The following is a 16,398-nucleotide window of genomic DNA, read 5'->3' as shown; positions in this document are numbered from 1 at the left end:
CGCGGCAAGGCGGAAAATGCAAAAAAAATCAGAACCCGAACATATGGTCGAGCGAGAACCCTGCTGAAGCGTTGCGCTGGCCATGATAGCCGAACAGACGGCAACTCAGATCACGGATCAGCACATAGCCGCCAATCCCTGCCTCGGCCAGCTTTTCAGCGCCAAAGATCTCATGCGGCCAAACCATGTACGAACCCGATGGATTGATGCTGATCCTGCGGCGCTCCAGCTCGACACCATCGTTTGAGTAGAGATGCAGAAGCGTCTCTGAGGGCGCTGTCCCCTCCACCGAGGCCGGATGGATCAGGCAAGAGAAGCTTTCATGGCCCTCCTGACCGAGCTTGAGGAAAAGGCGTGTCGTGAGACCCGGCGGCGGACCGGCGTAGGATTGCGGCTCGCTACGCCACGTCATCAGCGTATTGAAAATATGCCCGCCGAAGCTGGTCTCGGCCGCGTGACCATTCTCGCGGTTCTCGTAGCGCATCAGGGCATGCATCCAGCCATCCCCCTCGCCACCGTCGCGGAAATCATACACGAGGTCGGCATGGCCAGCGCAGTCAGTCAGCTCATGCAGGGCAATTGCTGTCTCATGATTGCGCGGCAGATTACCCAGAAACTTTTGAGTGATGAGTGTCCCTTCATCATCGAAAACATCGAGACGCAGCGGAAGGCTGGTGATCTTTTCCGACATCGGGTTCGGCTGCATCACGCTGGTGAAGCGCTTGGGGTCGAGAATGGGGAAAGGCAACACAAACCCACGGCCCATCGAAGGCGGCAGCTTGCGCAACGCTGGTTCAGGTGCGAGGTCACGACGCTCCACGTTCAGATGGGCAATACGGGTCAGGGCCCCTTCGGTGATCTCGTAGCGTGGCCGTACGATGTGATTCCCCGAACGCAACTCAAGCTGGGCCGGCCAGGCGATATCCTTCACAAGCGCGCCCACATCGAGCGCATAGGTAGAGAATGGGCCAACCTCGACCGCAACCGGGAAAGACGTCTCCTCGCCCATCTGGTTGAGTGTAATGGCACCCGCCGGAATAGGCGTTGCGTGGCTGTTCTGGATCCAGAGGACCAGCGTCTCACCGGGCCGCGGTGCCGGCAGCGTCGCGAAACGCGGTGATGGCCAGGCATTGGCGTCATGGGTGACCGAGAGGCTGGGCTCACCATTCTTGCCGTAAGTGTCGAGCGCATATTTCACGACATCATGTCCGCGGGCGCCAAGCACATGAACAAAAAGCTGACCGCAGAACGCCGGCAGATCGAAACGTGAACGCACCACGGCACTGTCCACAACGATACCGGCTGGTGCGTCAGGAATTTCCTCTTCCCATTCAGCCAGGATTTCGCCCTTGTCGTCATAAAGGCGGAACCAGTAACGCACATCGGTTGCGTCGTAATTGCACCAGTAATTCGCCGTGACGAGCCGGGTGCTGAAGCGCTCATCATCACGGAAGAACGCAAAGTTTGTCGCGAAATTGTGCTTATCGAGATAATTGCGCGGATTGCTCAGCATCGCGTCCGGCAATTTTGCAGGCTCCAGCGAGAAAATCTGCTGATCGGCATGGGTGACGCGCGCGAGGCGCGACACCATCTTTTCATGCTCGAAGGAGAGAGCGAGCACCTGCCTGGCGTCCGAGGAAGAGAGGTCCGTCAGGGCCAGCTTCTCGCCGCCCAGCCCATCATCCTTGCCCACCTGCTCGCTGTCGTGCGTGTAGACACCGCAGGAAGGCGTGAGTCCGGGGTACAGAGCGACCAGCGTACGCAGCACATTGCCCGGGTCATAAACCGCAAAGCCACCTCCAGCCGCCAGTGTCGCTTCCAGTCGCCTCAGAGCCTCGCTCGCCAAGGGATGCGCAAGCGCCTTGTAGAGGATGTTTCCGCCGCCCTGAGCGTCGAAGGTGATGATATCGAGCATGGTCGTCCTGTACCCGTTTTCTTTATTACGGACCCCGCCACTCCTTGTTCAGAGAGCGAGACGCCGACGCATTTCATCGGCCGCTCTGCCGGTATCGTCAAGCGGCGTTATAGCCCACGGCTCCCACGCCCCCGTGAACGGACGGACGCGCCCGGCCTCGGCCAGCGTCTCGACAAAGGTCCGGATACGCCTTGAACGCCCCGGCAGATCAATGATCAAGACCGGTGCTGTCGTGGCGGCGGCCTCCGAGATCATCGACACGCTGTCCGTCGTCACGGCAATCATATCGGCGCAGGCAAGCATACCGAGATAGGGATTAGCGCCCTGCCCGTCCCATATCATGGCGCGTGACGGATCCAGCGCCTCGCGCAAAAACGCCAAAGCTGCCGGATCGGTTCGGCGTGAGGGTGTAAGGGCAATCGTTACATCCTGCGTCCGGGCGATCCCGGCAAGCTGTGCACCAAGTGTTGCAGCTTCATTGACGCCAAAACTGAACCGGCCATTCGCGCCGCCAATCAGAACGGACAAGAGGGCCTTTTTGCCTGTTCGCAGCCTGCTTTCCCACAGGGTCCGGGCTTCGGACAGCTTGGCAGGGGTCACGCCATGCAGGGCGGTTCGGGCCGCCACGACATTGGGTCCGGCCATGCGATCATGAACATTGGCCACAATCAGGTCGAAGCGAGCCGCATCCATGCGGGGGTTCTGTATCTGCACCAGCGGCAGGCCGGTGCGCTTTTTCAGCGCTGCCCCGACTGCCCCGCCTGTCCCGCCAACGCTGACAAGCAGGCGGGTGTCGCCCGGCAGCACAATCGGTGCCGTAGCACGCAGCGGATCGGGGCAGAATCTCGTGGGGATACGGCGCCAGACTCCCCCGATCCGCACAGGATGAAAATGCCATTCCAGCCCCGCACGCTCGACAAGACCGCTTGCCTGGGCGCGCATTCCGGCAAAATCTTCAGCAATGATGGCTACACTCATAACTCGGTAATTCCTCTACCGGCAGAACTTTGGCAAGAAGCACCCATGAGTGATGTTCAAGATCCTGCCGCCTTTCCATTCGACCCGCTGGTCAGCGCGGGCCTCAAGCAAGTGGGCATAGAGAAACCCAATGAGGTGCAGACCCGTGTCTGGCCCGAGCTGAATGACAGACGCGATGTGCTTCTTGTGGCACAGACCGGCTCTGGAAAGACCGCGGCTTATGCGGCGCCCGCCTTCCAGCGCCTTCTGTCGCTCTGCGCGGAACGGCAACCCGGCGCACCCCGTGTACTGATTCTGGCCCCGACCCGTGAGCTCGTGACCCAGATCGCGGGTGTATGCCGCCAGATCGGCAGACGCCTGCCCTTTCGCACGCGTCTGCTCTGCGGCGGCCTCCCCAAGGACGCGCAGATCGAGGCGCTGGCAGAGGGCGTGGATATTGCGGTTGCCACCCCTGGCCGCCTGATCGACCTTCTCGCCAGCGGCGCCTGCAGGCTCGATCTTGTCAGCATGCTGATCGTGGATGAGGTGGACCAGATGCTCGACGAGGATTTCCTCGCGGCAATGGATGATATCATCCTGCATCTGCCGCAGGAACGTCAGGCCATGCTGTGCTCTGCCACGCTGCCACCCACGGGTCGCGCCCTGGCCAGTCGCCTGCTTCACAAACCCGTCACGCTTGAATTCGAGAGCCAGACCGTCACGCCGCGTCGTATCAAGCAGCGCGCCATGTTTGTTGAGGCCGAGGAAAAGCTGGCCACCCTCACCCGCCTGTGTACCGAAACCGAGGGACGCCAGATCGTGTTCCTGCGCACAAAGGCTTCGGTGGACCAGATTGGAAAGCACCTCCGCAAGGCAGGTCTGCCCGTCACAACGCTGCATGGCGATCTGGCACAGGGCGCACGCCAGAAGGCGGTGGAGGCCCTGCGCAGCGGGCGCTCCATGATTCTGCTTACAACGGACGTCGCAGCGCGAGGGCTCGACATCGATGATGTGGCGCTCGTCCTCAATTACGATCTGCCCGAGAAGGCCGAAACCTATGTGCACCGCATTGGCCGCACGGCGCGGGCAGGCAAGCGCGGCGCGGCGCTGTCCTTTTGCACGCGTGATGAGCGGCTTTTGCTGAGAGCGATCGAAAAGGAGATCGGCTACCGTATCAGCATCGTTTCCTGAGTTACACGGCCTTGAGGTTTTCGACAGGCAGGGTCTAAACTCTCCCGATGACCGCTCCCAAGGCCCAGACGATGGACATCATTGCGATTCTGGAAAAGCTTGTCTCGTTCGATACGACAAGCCGTCATGCCAATGCGCCCCTCATCGACTGGATTACTGCGCTGCTCGATGAGCAGGATGTGCCCTATACGCGCAATCGTGGGCCAGAAGACGGCAAATGGAACCTGCATGCCATTATCGGCCCGGAAGCGCCCGGTGGTCTGGCCTTGTCTGGCCATGTCGATTGTGTGCCCGTCGAGGGACAGGACTGGTCTCGTGATCCTTTCAGCCTCACCCGGCAGGACGGGAGGCTCTACGCGCGCGGCGCCACCGACATGAAGGGGTTTGTGGCCGCCATGCTGGCTGCCATACCCCGGATCCGAAGCCTGTCCCTGCGCAAGCCTGTCCATCTCTTCTTCACTTTCGACGAGGAAATCACCTGCAACGGTGCCCGCTATCTGATCGAGGATGTCATCTCACGCGGCCTGATGCCCGATCTGTGCGTGATTGGTGAGCCGACCATGCTCGCACCGATCATCGCCCATAAAGGGCGATTCACGGTGCGCGTCGATATTCGGGGCCGCCCTGCCCATTCCTCCCAGCCTGCGCTAGGCGTCAACGCGCTTCACGCCATGGGGCGTGCCATCGCAGCACTTGCGGATATGAGCGACGCTTTTGAACGCGATGGCCCCCATGTCAGCGGTTTCCTGCCCGATCACACGACCATGCAGGTCGGGCTCGCCAGTGGTGGCAGCATTCTGAATATCGTGCCCGAACAAGCCAGTTTCGAGCTCGAATGGCGTGCCGTACCGGGTGACGACAACGCCGCAATCTTCCAGTCCATTACGGAGCGTCTTGCGCCAATCGACGCAGCCCTACGCGAGGCCGATCCATCTTGCGGGCTGACATTGACGCCCCTTGTCGACCTCCCGCCCCTGAACCTCTCACCCACATCGCCCCTCGTCTCGCTTTTGCAGCAGATTACGGGGCGCAACAGTGCAGGTTATGTCTCTTACGGGACGGAAGCCGGTATCTACCAACAGGCCGGGCTCGAGACGATCGTGTGTGGCCCCGGTGATATCGCCCAGGCGCACAAACCCGATGAATGGATCACAATCGACCAGCTGGCGCGATGTGAAACCATGATCGACCGCCTTGTCAGACAGGTCTGTCTTGCCGCATGAGTTGCGGGGCATCACCGCGTGATCATCACCCTGTCCGCAGGCGGCGGCAGCGCCTCCTGCCCAGCCTGGCGCTGCCGCGTCGCCTTCCGGAATTCCCAATCCTGATCGACCCACCCGATCTCTCACCGTGGCGGGCCGGCAATAACGGGATAGCCGGTGTCATCGAGCGCGAGAGCCCCGTGCCGGGGCCGGAAATCGCGGTGATTTCCCTCATTCACGGCAATGAGTTCGCTGGCGCCGCAGCTGCCGATCGTCTGCTCAGGGAGGATATCAGGCCCCTTTGCGGCACGTTGCGCATCGTATTTGCCAATATGACCGCCTTCGAGCGCTTCGACCCCGCAAACCCGACGGCTTCGCGCTTCATCAGTGAGGACCTCAACCGTGTCTGGTCCAACGAGAGGCTGAACCAGAAGCCCGGTTCGATTGAAATGGAGCGGGCACAGGAGTTGCTGCCCGTCATCCAGCGCAGCGACATGCTGCTCGATCTCCATTCCATGTTGTGGGACTCGTCACCTCTCTTCATCTCGCCGCAGACAGAGCGCTCCATCACACTGGCGGGTCTCCTCTCGTCGCAAGCCGATACGCCCTTCCTGACCTTGACCGATCTGGGGCATGTGGGAGGCGCAAGGCTGATCGAGCAGGAGCGTTTCATGGCTCCCGGCGGCACGGGGCGTAGCGTGCTGCTTGAGGCAGGCCAGCACTGGCGACCGGAAACGGTCGAGACTAGCGCACGCGTCATTCGTCACTTCGTCGAAAATGCAGGGTTTGTACATTGGGGCAGCCGGGGCGAGCCTGTCACCGCCTCACGTCAGGCAATGGTGACCGACAATGTCGTCGCCAGAAGCGCCAGTTTCGGGTTTACCGAGAGTTATCTTGGTGGCCAGGTAATCGAAAAGGCGGGCACGGTTATCGCGTTGGACGGTGATGACGAAATTTGTACGCCGTACGACCAATGCGTCCTCATCATGCCTAATCTGTGTGTGCGCAGAGGGCAACTCGCGGTGAGGCTCGCGCGCAGGCTATAGACCCGATCCGGTCGGGACAGCCAGACAGCACCCTTGACGCATTCAAGGCGAAACTCTGTCAAACGATCCGCCATGATCGCCCCACGCGGACAAGAAAAAGGGGGCTCATCGCCCCCCTCCCTCTTCTATCCTCAGGCGCCGGGGTAGGCGACATCATAGATGGGGAAGCGACGGCAGAGCGCCTTCACCTCGTCATGAACACGCTGCTCGACACTGTCCTGCTCTGCCGTTCCGTAGGCACTCAGCACTTCATCGATCATACGAGCGATCGTGCGGAATTCCTCGACGCCAAAACCGCGTGACGTCGCGGCCGGGCTACCCAGGCGGATACCGGAGGTCACAAACGGCTTTTCAGGGTCAAACGGGATAGCATTCTTGTTAGCCGTGATCCCGGCGCGCTCGAGAGCCGCCTCGGCAATCTTGCCCGTTACCTTCTTGGGACGCAGATCGACCAGAACGAGATGGCAATCCGTACCACCGGTTACGATGTCGAAGCCGCGCGCCACAAGCTCCTCGGCCAATACGCGGGCGTTCTCGGCCACAGCCCCCTGATACGTCTTGAACGCCTCGCTCTGGGCCTCGCCGAAGGCCACAGCCTTGCCAGCGATGACATGCATGAGCGGACCGCCCTGCAGGCCCGGGAATACGGCAGAATTGACCTTCTTGGCGATGTCCGGATCATTCGTAAGCACAATGCCACCGCGCGGGCCGCGCAGCGTCTTGTGTGTGGTGCTGGTCACGATATGCGCATGGGGCACGGGGCTCGGGAAAAGGCCCGCTGCGACGAGACCGGCGAAATGCGCCATGTCCACCATCAGATAGGCGCCCACCTCGTCTGCAATGCGACGGAAACGTGCAAAATCGATATGCCGGGGATAAGCCGAGCCACCTGCGACAATGATCGTCGGCTTGTGCTCACGTGCGAGGCGCTCCATTTCCTCATAGTCGAGGGTTCCGTCCTCGGCACGGACACCGTACTGCACCGCGTTGAACCACTTCCCCGAATAGTTCGGCGCAGCACCATGCGTCAGGTGTCCACCAGCGGCGAGGCTCATGCCCAGCACGGTGTCACCCGGCTTGCCCAACGCCATGAACGCGGCCTGATTGGCGTTTGCGCCAGAATGGGGCTGCACGTTGGCAAACTCGACGCCAAACAGCGCCTTGATACGCTCGATCGCGAGATTTTCCACGCGGTCGACATCGACGCACCCGCCATAATAGCGCTTGCCCGGCAGTCCCTCGGCATATTTGTTGGTCAGGACCGAGCCCTGCGCCTCAAGAACGGCAAAAGAGGTGATGTTCTCGGATGCGATCAGTTCAATGCCATCCTGCTGACGGATCAGTTCGGCGTTGATGATTTCCGCCACCTCGGGGTCTGCTTCATTCAGACCGCGATGATAGAAATCGTGCTGGGGGGACATGTTCTCGCGAGTAGTCATTCTTTTCTCTCCCGGAGGGGGCGCACAGACGCGGAAAATGGCGTATCACGATGGGCAATATCCCAGATTTCCCCCCGCCGCCAACCCGTTTAGCGCGGGAGAGTTGTTTTAGAGGAAGACTGAATGGCCCAGCCCCTCGCCGCCCTGTGGCGGCGCAAACCGATTGACGTGGCAAGCGACGAAAAAGGCGAACACGGCCTGCACCGCGTTATCGGACCGTTTTCACTGATTGCCCTTGGGGTGGGCACAACCGTCGGGGCTGGCCTGTTTTCACTGACAGGCATTGCTGCGGCCCAGAATGCGGGACCCGCGGTCATACTTGCGTTCGTGGTGGCCGCCATTGCCTGCGGATTTGCTGCCTTCTGTTATGCCGAACTGGCCAGCATGATCCCCTCTGCAGGCTCGGCCTATTCCTACAGCTATGCGGTGCTTGGCGAGCTGGTTGCCTGGGTGATCGGCTGGGACCTTGTGCTGGAATACACCGTCGGGGCAGCAGCCGTTGCCTCGAGCTGGTCCAGCTATCTGGCCTCGATTCTGGGCCAGTGGAACCTGCATCCGGACCCGCGCTGGATGGCATCCCCCATGAGCATGGTGAAGCTGCCCGATGGCAGCATGGCCCATGGCTGGGTCAACCTTCCCGCCATGGCCGCGATTGTCTTCATCGTCATGCTTCTGCTGCGCGGCATTTCCGAGTCCACCCGCATCAATGCCGTGGTCGTGGTGCTCAAGCTCGGGGTGGTCGGCGCCTTCATCATATTCTGCTCGCCCTTCATCAAACCCGAGCATTTCACCCCTTTCATTCCCCCTAACACGGGCGAGTTCGGCCATTTTGGCGTTTCAGGCATCATGCGGGCTGCTGGCATGATCTTCTTCGCCTATCTGGGCTTCGACATCATCGCTACGACGGCGCAGGAAGCGCGCAATCCCGAGCGGACCATGCCTGTTGGCATATTGGGCAGCCTGCTCATTTGCACCATCATCTATATCGCTTTCGCTTTCGTGCTGACCGGTGTGGTTGATTATCGCCAGCTCGAGGGCGATGGGAGCCCTGTGGCAACGGCCATCGATATCACCCATCTGTTCTGGCTGCAGGGCGCGCTCAAGTTCAGCATCCTGTTTGGCTATATATCGGTTCTGATGGGGCTCATGATGGGTCAGGTGCGCGTGTTCTACGCCATGTCTCATGACGGCCTGCTACCGGCGATATTCGGCCGCCTCAGCCCACGCACGCGGGCACCAGCCGTGTCTCACCTGATCTTCCTCGTGGTGACCTGCCTGCTGGCGGGATTGGTCCCGATCTCGGTGCTCGGCAACATGACCTCAATCGGCACCCTGCTCGCCTTCGTGCTGGTCTGCGTGGGTGTCCTGATCCTGCGCATCCGTGAGCCAAACCGCCCCCGCGCGTTTCGCGCACCGGGCGGGCTCTTTACCCCGGTCTGCGGTATCCTGAGCTGCCTCGCGGTCATGGTGTCGCTCGATGCGCTCACCTGGCTACGCATGGTGGTCTGGCTGGTCGCCGGACTGGTTGTTTATGCGCTGTATGGTATCAAAAAGAGCAAGCTTACTGCCGAGGGAACAACGCGATGATCACCGGATCCTTTCCACTCAGCCGTCCAAGACGTAACCGCTTCGATGGTTTCACACGTCGCCTCGTGGCCGAAACGACGCTGACGATCGACAATCTCATCTGGCCGATCTTTGTTTGTGACGGCAAAGGGCAGCGCAGCAGTGTCGCCTCCATGCCCGGGGTCGAACGTGTGAGCGTGGATCTGCTTGAGGCTCATCTGGCTGAGGCCATCGGGCTCGGCATCCCTGCCGTGGCCCTCTTCCCAATCACCCCGACAGACATCCGGGATGCAACGGGCCGTGAGGCCACCAACCCGGATAACCTGATCTGCAAGGCGGCGCGTGAAATCAAGCGCCTGTATCCTGATCTCGGCCTGATCGGGGATGTCGCGCTCGACCCCTACACCGATCATGGCCATGACGGTCTCATCGAGGGCAATTACGTCGTCAACGACGCATCGGTAGAGATTCTGGCCCTCCAAGCCATCAACCAGGCCGCAGCCGGGATCGATATCATTGCCCCGTCTGACATGATGGATGGACGCATCGGCGCGATACGCACCGCTCTGGACAAGGCGGGGCACGACAACGTGCGCATCATGTCCTATGCGGCCAAATATGCTTCCGCCTTCTATGGTCCGTTCCGTGACGCTTTGGGGTCCGGGGGGCTGCTCAAAGGCGACAAGAAAACCTATCAGATGGACCCTGCCAATTCCGATGAAGCGCTGCGCGAGGTCGCGCTCGACATCCAGGAAGGCGCAGATATGGTCATGGTCAAACCCGGCATGCCCTATCTGGACATCATCCATCGGGTACGCGAAACCTTCGCCGTTCCGACGTTCGCGTATCAGGTGTCGGGTGAATACGCGATGCTGATGGCGGCTATTCAGAATGGCTGGCTGGACCGTGATCGCGCCATACTTGAAAGCCTGCTTGCGTTCAGGCGTGCCGGTTGCAATGGCGTCCTTACCTATTTCGCTGTCGAGGCTGCAAGGTTGCTCCGTAGCAGGCTGTGACGACCGCGCGCCAAAGGCGTGGCGGCAGGGCTTTCGCCGCCGGAATGGCGGCAGAGGCCCACACGCGCAAGACGCTCGCAAACGCGGGCTACGTACTTCTTGCTGAGCGATGCCGCACGCCATATGGCGAGATCGATCTCGTAGCGGCGAATGACAGTCTTGTCCTGTTCGTCGAGGTCAAGCAGCGCCGAACATTGGATGAGGCCGCCTACGCCCTGAGGCTCCCCCAACAGCGCCGTCTACTGGCCGCTGCGGAGTATCTTCTTCAGACGAAGCCGTCATGGCGACGCGAAAACACCCGGTGCGACCTCATGATATATGACATCGCTGGGAATGTGGCATGGATCGAGGATATTCTGAGGGACGGTTAGACTTGCCGTCGAGCGACCCTGTTACCCCTGCCCCGGATCTGCATAAGCCGAGATAGAAGCCTTTCAGGAGCGACTGCGGCTGCGCAGCATGAAGGTCGGGAATGATCGGCGGGAAACGCCAAGATAACGGACTGATTGGCAACTGGAGTTCAGTAGCGGGGACCGGCTCCAGTAAATGGCCTTGCCGGGAGGATAGGATGTCACCCGCGCAGGAAAGCAGTTTTGGTGGGGCACGATAACGCCCCCAGGCGATCAGCCGTGACGGCGGGCGTGATGCTTGCCGCTTACCGGTGCCTTGGCGTGATAAACCACGGTGTGGACGAGGGCGCGACGCGACGGCGCTGACACGTGGCGGGCGGCCACCTGATGAACGGCTGCGCTGTGGTGGTGGTGCGTATAGGTGGTGACGGGGCGGTGATAGACGGGAGTGGCGGTCAGGGCATCAAGCGTGAGCTTGGAGGCTTCCCAATCGGTAATCTCTCTTGCGCTGGCAGCCTGTGAGGCAAAGGAAGCCCCTGCGGCGACGATTGAAGCTGCAAGTTTGAGACCCGATAGACGCCGCATTTCTTCTTCCCCCTGAATGATTTCGGCCACGTTAGTCAGGACTGTGAAAGTACAACAAGAGGCCTTGGGAAGATTTTTTTACAAGAAAATCTGCCGTTGCAATACTGCCACAGTTTAAGACAAAACCGTGGCAGCACGCGCTATTTATGGCGCAATCAAGGCAGGATCAGGACACCTTCTTGGCGATCTGCTTTTCCTCCAGCAGAGACTCCAGTTCGCCGCTCTGGAACATGTCGGTCACGATATCGCAGCCACCGATGAACTCACCCTTGATGTAGAGCTGCGGCACCGTCGGCCACTGTGAAAAGTCCTTGATGCCCTGGCGCAGTTCCGGACTTGCAAGCACATTGGCGGTCTCGAAATCGACGCCCATATGCCCGAGGATCTGAACGACGCGCGCGGAAAAGCCGCATTGCGGGAACAGCTTGTCACCCTTCATGAAAAGCATGACAGGATTGCTGTCGATAAGCTGCTGAATCTGCTGGAAACTAGCTTCGGCCATGGATCGCTCCTGTGCGCAAGATGCGCGTTGGGTCAATAATCACCTAATTATAGACCCAACTGGTCTCGATTGTCAGGGGGTTTGTGTTTTGAGGGCCAGAGCGTGGAGCTCGGTCCCCATACGCCCGCCAAACGCGTCATAGACGAGCTTGTGCTGACGCACCCGTGGCAGCCCCGCAAAAGCGGTGCTGGTCACGGTGGCAGCATAATGGTCCCCATCACCCGCGAGATCTTGGATCTCGATCACGGCATCAGGCAGGGCGGCCCTGATGGTGCGTTCGATTTCTTCGGCGCTCATTGGCATGGCTCAGCGCTCCATCAGCTTGGGGAAGAACTCGGCATTGACCTTGCGCATACGCTCGGCCGACAGGCTCATACCGTCGGTCAGAACCAGTGAATCACCCCCTGAACGTCCGAGATGGCGCACTGGCACATGAGCCTTTTCAGCTGCATCGATCAACGCGGTGGCATGCCTGGTGGCCACCACGTAGCAGGCCTGATCCTCGCCGAAGTAATAGGCATGAAGGCTGGTGCCATGATGCGGCTTGTCAAGATGACAGCCAACGCCACTCGCCATGACCATCTCCGCCACGGTCACAAGCAATCCGCCATCGGCGATGTCGTGACAGGCCTCGATGCGCCCTTCCCCGATCATCTTGCGCACGAAGTCACCGTTGCGACGCTCGGCGTGAAGATCGATGATCGGCGGGGCACCATCTTCGCGATGGCATATTTCACGCAGCCAGAGCGACTGGCCGAGCTCACCACGGATCTCACCAATCAGCACAAGCTCGCACTGCTCAGGCATGCCAAGACCAATCGCCTTGGTCACATCGTCGATCACACCAATTGCGCCGATGGCCGGCGTCGGCAGGATCGGCTGGCTCAGACCGCTGGGATGGCTCGTCTGGTTGTACAGCGAGACATTGCCACTCACGACCGGGAAATCCAGCGCACGGCAGGCCTCACCCATGCCTTTGATGGCATCGGCGAACTGACCCATGATCTCCGGCTTTTCGGGATTGCCGAAATTCAGGTTATCGGTCACGGCCAGCGGCAGCGCACCCGTTGCCGTGATATTGCGCCAGGCTTCTGCAACCGCCTGAGCCCCACCCGCATGCGGGTCAGCCTGACAATAGCGCGGCGTACAATCCGTGGTCATGGCAAGACCGCGCTTCGTGCCTTCGACACGAACGATGGCAGCATCGGCCGCACCGGGGCGACGGGCCGTCTGGCCACCCACGCCGCTGTCGTACTGGTTCCAGACCCAGGCGCGCGATGCGAGATCCGGGCAGGCCAGAAGAGTCAGCAGGGCATGCTCGACACCCGCAGGATCGGCCACTGTGCCCAGACGCGCCGGCTTTTCCGCATGCGTCATGGGACGATCGTAGAGCGGTGCCTCATCAGCCAGTGGCGCAAGCGGAATATCCGCCTCCGTCTTGCCGAGATGCTTGACCGTGATATGCGCCGTATCGGTCAGCACGCCGACGATGGCAAAATCGAGGTCCCACTTCTCGAAAATGGCGCGGGCCACGTCGGTGCGTTCGGGTTTGAGCACCATGAGCATACGCTCCTGGCTCTCCGACAGCATCATTTCATAGGCCGTCATGCCGGTTTCGCGCTGCGGCACCTTGTCGAGGTCGAGTTCGATACCGACACCGCCCTTGCCCGCCATCTCAACGGCAGAGGATGTGAGGCCAGCCGCGCCCATATCCTGAATCGCGACGATAGCATCTGTCGCCATCAGTTCGAGACAGGCCTCGATCAGCAGCTTCTCGGTGAACGGATCACCCACCTGCACCGTCGGACGCTTGGAGGCGGCATGCTCGTCAAATTCCGCCGAGGACATGGTAGCGCCGTGGATGCCATCGCGCCCGGTCTTGGAGCCGACATAAACCACCGGATTGCCGATACCTGCCGCAGCAGACAGGAAGATCTTGTCCTGCGAGGCAATACCAACGGTCATGGCGTTGACGAGCGGATTGCCATTATAGGCCGGGTGGAAGTTGATCTCACCGCCTACCGTGGGCACACCGACACAGTTACCGTAGCCACCAATGCCACGCACCACGCCATCAATCACGCGTTGCGTCACAGGAAGCGACGGGTCACCAAAGCGAAGTGCGTTCAGATTGGCAACGGGGCGCGCGCCCATCGTGAACACATCGCGCAGGATGCCACCCACGCCAGTCGCCGCGCCCTGATAGGGCTCGATGAACGAAGGATGGTTGTGGCTCTCCATCTTGAAGACAGCGGCAAGACCGTCTCCAATATCCACAACGCCGGCATTTTCGCCGGGGCCATGAATGACCCAGGGGGCCTTGGTGGGCAGGGTCTTGAGATGCACCCGCGATGATTTGTAGGAGCAATGCTCCGACCACATGACCGAGAAGATACCGAGTTCGGTCAGGCTGGGCACCCGGCCCATGATGTCCAGAACTTTCTGGTATTCCTCGGCAGAGAGACCAAAGCGGGCGGCGAGTTCAGCGTTGACGATCATGCTCATGCGACGAGACTCTTCACCAGACCCGAGAACAGAGGCACGCCATCTGTCGCGCCAAGATCGGGATCGACCAGGTTTTCAGGGTGGGGCATCAGGCCGCAGACGCGCTTGTTGGCGCTCAGAATGCCCGCAATGGAGCGCTGGCTGCCATTGGGGTTACTGACGCGGTTCGCAGCATCGAGCGTGCCCTTGGCACAGACATAGCGGAAAGCCACGCGATCCTCGCCCTCAAGGCGATCGAGCTCGGCCTCCGAGGCCGTGTAGTTGCCGTCGCCATGAGCCAGCGGCGCACGGAAGACATCGCCCTTGGACCAGTCACGCGTGAAGGCCGTATCCTGCGTCTCGACGCGCAGAAACCCGTCCTGCGAAAGGAAACGCATCCCCGCATTACGCAGGAGCGCCCCTGGCAGAAGCTGGGCTTCGGTCAGGATCTGAAACCCGTTGCACACGCCCAGCACATACCCGCCGCGCTCGGCGAAGGCACGCACCTCGCGCAGGATCGGCGAATGGGCACCCATGGCGCCCGAACGCAGATAGTCGCCAAAGCTGAACCCGCCCGGAAGGACGATCAGGTCCAGATCGGGCAGGCTCGTATCACGATGCCAGAGCATGGTGGGCGCCTTGCCGCTGACGAGACGAAGCGCCTGCTCCATGTCGCGCTCACGGTTCGTGCCGGGGAAAACGACGATACCGGCCTTCATGGCATCCCTCCCTGGCCCGAACACGGATAAGCCTCGTGCAGTGCCGCAAAAACGGATTTACCAACCGGGTATTTCAGGACGTCCTGATGGGCCTTGAGCCAGGACAGCACCTTGCCACGCATGGCATCGGTGGTTTCGGCGTCAGGGACGCAGAAACCGACTACCGTGCCGCTATCGCCATTGCTCTTGGCGTTCAGGGCCGAAAGCGCACCTGAATCGGCCATGCCGGCAATATAGGCATCACAAACGGCCTTGCCCTGAGGCTTGGAGCAGATGGCCCCAAAGCGACCGGCCTGCATGGAGGAGAGACGATGCTCGTCAGCCTGAGCCACACCGGCCAGGCCGCCTGCTGGCAGTGCAAGAGCAACTGCCGCCAGAAGAGCCAGCTTGCGGGTCATCCAACAACCTCGACAGCGAAGTCCTCAATCACAAGGTTGGCCAGCAACTCACGAGCCATCGCCTCACCCTGGGCCAGCGCCTTTTCACGATCTTCGGTCGCGATCTCGAGTTCCATGGTCTTGCCCACGCGCACTTCGCCGACATTGGCAAAGCCCAGCACCTCAAGGGCGTGACCGATGGCCTTGCCCTGCGGATCGAGCACGCCTTCCTTCAGCATGACATTGACGCGAATTTTCATTGCATGACCTCCGGTCCTTTGAGATCGCCGTTCCCGGCCTCGGGCAGAATGCCAAGGCGGCGAGCGACTTCCTGATAAGCTTCCTCAACACGGCCCATATCCCGACGGAAACGGTCCTTGTCGAGTTTCTCACTCGTCTTGGTGTCCCACAGGCGGCAGTTATCGGGAGAAATTTCGTCGGCGAGCACAATACGCATCTCGTCGTTTTCCCACAGGCGACCGAATTCGAGCTTGAAATCGACAAGCTGGATGCCGATGCCCTGGAACATGCCGGTGAGAAAATCATTGGTGCGCAGCGCGTAGGCATTGATCTCATCGAGATCCTGCGCATTGGCCCAGCCGAAAGCTGTGACATGCTCTTCAGACACCATCGGGTCGTTGAGCGCATCGTTCTTGTAGTAATATTCGAGAATAGAACGGGGCAGACGCGTGCCTTCGGCAAGACCAAGACGCTTGGCGATCGAGCCCGCAGCCACGTTGCGCACCACAACCTCAAGGGGAATGATCTCGACTTCGCGGATCAGCTGTTCGCGCATGTTCAGACGGCGGACGAAATGGGTCGGAATGCCGATCTCATGCAGGCGGAGCATGAGGTGTTCGCTGATGCGGTTGTTCAACACGCCCTTGCCGGTGATGATCCCCTTCTTCACGCCATTGCCGGCGGAGGCATCATCCTTGAAATACTGAACGAGTGTGCCGGGCTCTGGCCCCTCGAACAGGATCTTGGCTTTTCCTTCATAGAGCTGACGACGGCGTGCCATGACGATCTTTCAAAAACGGTGAACGGCG

General features: G+C 60.6%; 17 protein-coding genes. 6 read left to right on the top strand and 11 right to left on the bottom strand.

The features are described 5' to 3' along the window. Nucleotides 1-28 precede the first annotated feature (28 nt). Nucleotides 29-1,915: a hypothetical protein gene (locus tag ACWNRM_RS12865; protein ID WP_485171191.1), complete on the bottom strand. Its 1,887-nt coding sequence runs from the start codon at nucleotides 1,913-1,915 to the stop codon at nucleotides 29-31. 48 nt (nucleotides 1,916-1,963) lie between these two features. Then, a complete protein-coding gene (locus ACWNRM_RS12860) occupies nucleotides 1,964-2,893 on the bottom strand; it encodes a mitochondrial fission ELM1 family protein (protein WP_485171190.1) in 930 nt (309 codons plus the stop codon). Nucleotides 2,894-2,938: 45 nt separating this feature from the next. On the opposite strand from ACWNRM_RS12860, the gene ACWNRM_RS12855 reads away from it, so the two are divergent. Genes ACWNRM_RS12855 through ACWNRM_RS12845 form a run of 3 tightly spaced genes read left to right on the top strand, consistent with a single transcriptional unit; the run spans nucleotide 2,939 to nucleotide 6,311 of the window. After that, nucleotides 2,939-4,063 (top strand): DEAD/DEAH box helicase, encoded by a 1,125-nt coding sequence (locus tag ACWNRM_RS12855; protein ID WP_485171189.1) that lies wholly within the window; start codon nucleotides 2,939-2,941, stop codon nucleotides 4,061-4,063. 47 nt (nucleotides 4,064-4,110) lie between these two features. After that, complete coding sequence (gene argE, locus ACWNRM_RS12850; protein ID WP_485171188.1) at nucleotides 4,111-5,286, top strand: acetylornithine deacetylase; 1,176 nt, start codon at nucleotides 4,111-4,113, stop codon at nucleotides 5,284-5,286. Beyond that, entirely contained in the window at nucleotides 5,283-6,311 is a 1,029-nt protein-coding gene (locus ACWNRM_RS12845; RefSeq protein ID WP_485171187.1) for a M14 family metallopeptidase, read from the top strand. Before argE ends, ACWNRM_RS12845 begins: the two co-directional genes overlap by 4 nt. 131 nt (nucleotides 6,312-6,442) lie before the next feature. Here ACWNRM_RS12845 and glyA read toward each other — a convergent pair whose 3' ends face one another. Next, nucleotides 6,443-7,750, bottom strand: coding sequence for a serine hydroxymethyltransferase (gene glyA, locus ACWNRM_RS12840; RefSeq protein WP_485171186.1), 1,308 nt, complete (start codon nucleotides 7,748-7,750; stop codon nucleotides 6,443-6,445). A 123-nt stretch (nucleotides 7,751-7,873) separates the two neighbouring features. On the opposite strand from glyA, the gene ACWNRM_RS12835 reads away from it, so the two are divergent. From ACWNRM_RS12835 to ACWNRM_RS12825, 3 genes are read left to right on the top strand one after another with little or no spacing between them, the layout of a single operon-like run. After that, on the top strand, nucleotides 7,874-9,337 hold the full coding sequence (locus tag ACWNRM_RS12835; protein WP_485171185.1) for an APC family permease: 1,464 nt from the start codon (nucleotides 7,874-7,876) through the stop codon (nucleotides 9,335-9,337). Beyond that, a complete protein-coding gene (hemB, locus tag ACWNRM_RS12830) occupies nucleotides 9,334-10,332 on the top strand; it encodes a porphobilinogen synthase (protein WP_485171184.1) in 999 nt (332 codons plus the stop codon). The genes ACWNRM_RS12835 and hemB overlap by 4 nt, the downstream gene beginning before the upstream one ends. Further along, nucleotides 10,329-10,703 carry a YraN family protein gene (locus tag ACWNRM_RS12825; RefSeq protein ID WP_485171183.1) on the top strand — a complete coding sequence of 125 codons (375 nt, stop codon included), beginning with the start codon at nucleotides 10,329-10,331 and terminating at the stop codon, nucleotides 10,701-10,703. Before hemB ends, ACWNRM_RS12825 begins: the two co-directional genes overlap by 4 nt. 252 nt (nucleotides 10,704-10,955) lie before the next feature. On the opposite strand, the gene ACWNRM_RS12820 is transcribed toward ACWNRM_RS12825, so the two are convergent. The 8 genes from ACWNRM_RS12820 to purC form a co-directional block, all read right to left on the bottom strand. Continuing rightward, on the bottom strand, nucleotides 10,956-11,267 hold the full coding sequence (locus ACWNRM_RS12820) for a hypothetical protein (protein ID WP_485172225.1): 312 nt from the start codon (nucleotides 11,265-11,267) through the stop codon (nucleotides 10,956-10,958). Nucleotides 11,268-11,433: 166 nt separating this feature from the next. After that, nucleotides 11,434-11,769, bottom strand: a complete 336-nt coding sequence (grxD, locus tag ACWNRM_RS12815) for a Grx4 family monothiol glutaredoxin (RefSeq protein ID WP_485171181.1) — start codon at nucleotides 11,767-11,769, stop codon at nucleotides 11,434-11,436. 72 nt (nucleotides 11,770-11,841) lie between these two features. After that, nucleotides 11,842-12,072: a BolA family protein gene (locus ACWNRM_RS12810; protein WP_485171180.1), complete on the bottom strand. Its 231-nt coding sequence runs from the start codon at nucleotides 12,070-12,072 to the stop codon at nucleotides 11,842-11,844. 3 nt (nucleotides 12,073-12,075) lie between these two features. Then, on the bottom strand, nucleotides 12,076-14,274 hold the full coding sequence (gene purL / locus ACWNRM_RS12805) for a phosphoribosylformylglycinamidine synthase subunit PurL (protein WP_485171179.1): 2,199 nt from the start codon (nucleotides 14,272-14,274) through the stop codon (nucleotides 12,076-12,078). Next, nucleotides 14,271-14,972, bottom strand: a complete 702-nt coding sequence (purQ, locus tag ACWNRM_RS12800; protein WP_023979211.1) for a phosphoribosylformylglycinamidine synthase subunit PurQ — start codon at nucleotides 14,970-14,972, stop codon at nucleotides 14,271-14,273. The genes purL and purQ overlap by 4 nt, the downstream gene beginning before the upstream one ends. After that, nucleotides 14,969-15,370, bottom strand: coding sequence for a Rap1a/Tai family immunity protein (locus ACWNRM_RS12795; protein ID WP_485171178.1), 402 nt, complete (start codon nucleotides 15,368-15,370; stop codon nucleotides 14,969-14,971). Before ACWNRM_RS12795 ends, purQ begins: the two co-directional genes overlap by 4 nt. Continuing rightward, nucleotides 15,367-15,609: a phosphoribosylformylglycinamidine synthase subunit PurS gene (gene purS, locus ACWNRM_RS12790; protein ID WP_062164730.1), complete on the bottom strand. Its 243-nt coding sequence runs from the start codon at nucleotides 15,607-15,609 to the stop codon at nucleotides 15,367-15,369. Before purS ends, ACWNRM_RS12795 begins: the two co-directional genes overlap by 4 nt. Next, a complete protein-coding gene (gene purC, locus ACWNRM_RS12785) occupies nucleotides 15,606-16,370 on the bottom strand; it encodes a phosphoribosylaminoimidazolesuccinocarboxamide synthase (RefSeq protein ID WP_025886165.1) in 765 nt (254 codons plus the stop codon). Before purC ends, purS begins: the two co-directional genes overlap by 4 nt. Nucleotides 16,371-16,398 lie beyond the last annotated feature (28 nt).

Source organism: Asaia sp. A2 (genome assembly GCF_057319415.1).
The sequence above is the reverse complement of the archived record's forward strand: the minus strand, read 5'-3'. Positions and strand labels throughout refer to the sequence as shown.

Coding starts and splice junctions, on each gene's coding strand:
- purL (WP_485171179.1), bottom strand. CDS start 14,274: ATGAGCATGATCGTCAACGCTGAACTCGCCGCCCGCTTTGGTCTCTCT.
- ACWNRM_RS12845 (WP_485171187.1), top strand. CDS start 5,283: ATGAGTTGCGGGGCATCACCGCGTGATCATCACCCTGTCCGCAGGCGG.
- purC (WP_025886165.1), bottom strand. CDS start 16,370: ATGGCACGCCGTCGTCAGCTCTATGAAGGAAAAGCCAAGATCCTGTTC.
- glyA (WP_485171186.1), bottom strand. CDS start 7,750: ATGACTACTCGCGAGAACATGTCCCCCCAGCACGATTTCTATCATCGC.
- ACWNRM_RS12855 (WP_485171189.1), top strand. CDS start 2,939: ATGAGTGATGTTCAAGATCCTGCCGCCTTTCCATTCGACCCGCTGGTC.
- purS (WP_062164730.1), bottom strand. CDS start 15,609: ATGAAAATTCGCGTCAATGTCATGCTGAAGGAAGGCGTGCTCGATCCG.
- ACWNRM_RS12820 (WP_485172225.1), bottom strand. CDS start 11,267: ATGCGGCGTCTATCGGGTCTCAAACTTGCAGCTTCAATCGTCGCCGCA.
- ACWNRM_RS12860 (WP_485171190.1), bottom strand. CDS start 2,893: ATGAGTGTAGCCATCATTGCTGAAGATTTTGCCGGAATGCGCGCCCAG.
- ACWNRM_RS12835 (WP_485171185.1), top strand. CDS start 7,874: ATGGCCCAGCCCCTCGCCGCCCTGTGGCGGCGCAAACCGATTGACGTG.
- hemB (WP_485171184.1), top strand. CDS start 9,334: ATGATCACCGGATCCTTTCCACTCAGCCGTCCAAGACGTAACCGCTTC.
- purQ (WP_023979211.1), bottom strand. CDS start 14,972: ATGAAGGCCGGTATCGTCGTTTTCCCCGGCACGAACCGTGAGCGCGAC.
- argE (WP_485171188.1), top strand. CDS start 4,111: ATGACCGCTCCCAAGGCCCAGACGATGGACATCATTGCGATTCTGGAA.
- ACWNRM_RS12795 (WP_485171178.1), bottom strand. CDS start 15,370: ATGACCCGCAAGCTGGCTCTTCTGGCGGCAGTTGCTCTTGCACTGCCA.
- grxD (WP_485171181.1), bottom strand. CDS start 11,769: ATGGCCGAAGCTAGTTTCCAGCAGATTCAGCAGCTTATCGACAGCAAT.
- ACWNRM_RS12810 (WP_485171180.1), bottom strand. CDS start 12,072: ATGCCAATGAGCGCCGAAGAAATCGAACGCACCATCAGGGCCGCCCTG.
- ACWNRM_RS12865 (WP_485171191.1), bottom strand. CDS start 1,915: ATGCTCGATATCATCACCTTCGACGCTCAGGGCGGCGGAAACATCCTC.